We start from the raw sequence: 3,315 nt of genomic DNA on the forward strand, positions 1-3,315 counted from the left end.
GTTCGATTGATCGGGTCTTGTTGTTCGATTGATCGGGTCTTGTTGACCTGGTGGAGCCGTCTGACCCAGCAGCGCTTTTGGTAGGGAGCACGGGCTCGCCAATGCGGGCCCGTTTTTACCGCGTCGAGTGCAATGCTCGATGCTGTACAGGTTCAGTTTCGAGTGTTTACCCCACCGCATTTCAGGTCTTTCAAGTCCGTCGCGTTTTCCCATCGAATTGAGGACATTTCCTGCTTTTTTTGCGGCAGGCGATGCATAAGCTCTTGGCTCCCGAATCAACTGCAAAGGATTGCAAATGATGGCGCTAGAGACTCAACACCAGTCTGTCACCAGCCGGTTATCTGCTCAGAAAAAACACCCCCTGTCGAGCCTTGCACTGGACGCCGTATTGCCCTCGACCCCGACCCAGTATGCCGCGAAGCTGATCGAGGAGCGTTGGGGGGCAGAGTTATTGGCTGCTCGTCTGGTTGACCTCAATTACCATTTTTATGGTTACCCTGCACAACAGGACGTGCAGCAAGGCCGGGTCAGAAAATCACAAAGCCTGGTACAGGCCTTGCTGTCCAACTATCAGACGGTGGGCGCGGGTCGCTTCGGGGAAACGGCATTCGGCCTGTACACGCCTCCTGCCGTGGGGCCGGAAGTCCGAATTGTCGAGATTGATGAGTCTATAAATCCAGACGGTGGGTTCCAGGACTACGAGGGCATCTATCGTCAGACCGACCCTCAGCGCTACGGCCCCRGCACTCAGTTGACGCTGCAGCCGGCAGAGTTCAAGAAGTGGGTGTGGGAGCTGGAGTTCAAGGACAAATACACCGCTTATGTGCACGCTGCGTGGCCTTCCGACGAGGTTTGTCTTGCCCCCCAAGGTTATCCGCTGCGCACTTCGGTCAAGACGGCCTTTGTCATGGCGGCTTATTTGCAACACCGGGAAAACAGCCTGACCCAGGACGGACTCAAACTGGCACTGCGGGCTGCYGGGTTTGATCCGCAGCAAACGTGGGGGCAACTGACGGTTGAGCAATTGCAGGCCTGGGCGACGACCGAGTCTTCCATAGAGGCTGCGCGTCTGGTCATTTACCGTTATGTATCGAACGATATCTGGAGCTTTCGGGAGAAATCCAGTGAACGGATTTTGCTGTATGTCCCGAGTAACTCTTCTCCGTTCCACGAATTTGCCGATCAAAAGGCCTTGTATAAATGGGTGGCGGAGGTGGGTGGGGACGTTGCCCGGAAGGAGGCTCTGGCTGCGCATTTTTCTGAAGATGACCGGCAGGACGGCACGTTCCACGCGGGCGTGTCGACCGCGTTGGATGGCATGGCGATTTACCCCGAACAACATCATTTGAAGAAAGGCCATGGTTTTTTCAACGATGATGGTTACTGGGATCCTGCCGATTACATTCACTTCGAGGTCGCAACGTCTCCAACCGATCCCTTCGCGCAGTGGGTGTTGGTGATGAAGCAAGCGGCCCTGACCAGCATTGAAACGATTCGTGACGATGCCCAGGTCAATCGGGATGATTTGAGTGCGGTGGTCGAGCCCATCGTGCAATGGATCAACAAATTTGGTCCCTTGGCGTTGTTCGTTCCGGGGGGTGAAGGTTTATTGGCATTGGCCGGGCTGATCGATGCCGGTTATGGGCTGGCTCAGGCGGTTGATGGCAAGACCCCAGAAGAGCGCTCGGCAGGTGTCACACGCACCATATTCGGTTTGCTCAATGCCTTGCCACTGGTCGCGCAAGGGGCGGCCATCAAGGCCGAAGAACATTCCGTCGGCATCGGCTCTGAACCAGGGCCTGCCCCCGCAATTGTGGACGAGCCCTTGTCCGGCGAGTCCTCGATCGTGGCCGCAGAGGTTGCACCTCCCGCTCCAGGCGCTGAACGGCTACAACTGATGCGAGGTATCGGGCCGAGTGTTCAGGCATTCAGCGATGAGGTTCTGGTCCAGATAGCTCATGTCAGCCCGGTGGATGATGATGTATTACGCCTGATGCACACCGGGCGGCGGTCGCCGGCTCCGATGCTGGCGGATACCATCAGTCGTTTCACGCTCGATCAGGATCTGCAGCGTGCCATTGACGCGTTCCCCGAAGGCTCGGCGCAGGCCGAGCAGCTAAAAAACACGCGAGTCGAACAGTTCAGGCAGCGCTACGACGCGCTACAGCAATCGGATAATGACTGGGTCAGGTTGTTCCGGCATCAATACCCGGGTTTGCCAAAAAGTGCGGTGGAGCAAATGCTCGACAGGTCGGGAGTGGACATTGCTGCGCCCCACACACTGGCTGATATCAAGCGAGTGCTCGGGCAGTTGAGCGGCAAGGCGCGGCAGTACGAGCAGCATGTACGCCTGTGCCGCGCCTATGAGGGGCTCTATCTGAAGTCGGTCGAGAACGCCGACAGCGATGTGCTCGCTTTGCAGACGCTGGAACGGCTGCCGGGCTGGTCGCGCGCGACTCGAGTCGAGGCGCTCTACGGGCGGGTCGGTACGGCTGACTTTGATCAAGCGCTGCTCGGGTTTCTGCCGCAAGAACAGCGTGCGGCCCTCGGTTTGCGTCCAGGCCATGAATGGCAGGACTTGCAGTTCAAAATTCGGGAGAACGCCCTGTCGCGCTCCGAATTGATGCTCGGGCTACACAGAGTGGACTCCGGGTTGTCCTTTCAGCGTTTCGGGTTGCACGGCGGTGGATTCCCGAACACCGCGCAGTCCGGTGAGCTGTCCATAGAGATCATGAGGCTTCAGGTTAAAGAGATTTATCCTGCGTTTACGACTGAACAAGCGGATGWGTTTCTGTTGAATGCGGGGGCACAGGCTCAGGCTGATCTTTATCGGCTGAGGTTGCAGTCAGAGCAACTACGTTTCGATATCACCGGTTGGATCGAAGACATCACCGATGATATCGAAGAGTTGGATATAGATATTCTGCTCGCGGGCGATGAGGGCACCGAGGAGATGAGTAACGCCGAGATCGAGGAGGAGAACGACGCGCGCATAGAGGAGTGGATGGAGATTGAGCGCGATACCCGATATGAGCTGGCCGAGGAGTTGGTCGCGATTTGGCAAAAACGTAGTGGGCCAGACAGCAGGGTTTATCGTGACGGTCAGTTTCTCGGCTTTCACCTGGATATGGACTTCGAGCAGATGCACTACCTCCCGCAGCTCAACGTAAAGTTGAATGACGTGGTCTCTCTCACCATGCCGAATTTCAAGTTAACGCAGCGCGGCAGCCTTAACGGATTTCTTGAGTGTTTTCCCAATCTTCGCTCGTTGAATATGCAAGGCGTTGATCTACGCCTCCTTGATCAGAATGGCAT

Annotated in this window: 1 protein-coding gene; it reads left to right on the forward strand. The window is 56.6% G+C overall.

Going from position 1 to position 3,315, the window contains the following annotated elements:
* Window positions 1-295: 295 nt before the first annotated feature.
* Window positions 296-3,315: dermonecrotic toxin domain-containing protein (locus AC1DH9_RS25605; RefSeq protein WP_477809023.1), on the forward strand; the 3,020-nt coding region annotated here is incomplete at its 3' end.

This window comes from Pseudomonas sp. 05T35 (assembly GCF_056396605.1).